Annotated in this window: 1 protein-coding gene; it reads right to left on the reverse strand. The window is 49.0% G+C overall.

Annotated features, from left to right (window positions below):
• Nucleotides 1–245, reverse strand: a 245-nt coding sequence (locus SB756_RS34030; RefSeq protein WP_410913752.1) for a fimbria/pilus outer membrane usher protein, incomplete at both ends; no start/stop codon positions are given.

Here is a 245-nt window from a genome sequence, read left to right on the forward strand (position 1 = left end):
GAGGTTGCGCCCCAGCCCTAACAAAAAGGCGGTGTAATTGGCAGATAATTGCGTCCCGCCGTAGGCAGTAAATTCCTGTGGTAAACCACCGAGTGCCGTGCCCTGAAAAAAGAAAGGTGATGATTGCTGACTATTACCGCTACGAAAATCGCCCGCCGTCAGATCAAATTTGAAACGCCCTTCGCGTTGTAAAATTGGCACTGTTGAATACGGAATTGTGTAATTCTGCTGATTGCCATCGCGCT

It is taken from the genome of Pseudomonas sp. SIMBA_068 (assembly GCF_046534705.1).
GTDB classification, from domain to species: Bacteria; Pseudomonadota; Gammaproteobacteria; order Pseudomonadales; family Pseudomonadaceae; genus Aquipseudomonas; species Aquipseudomonas putida.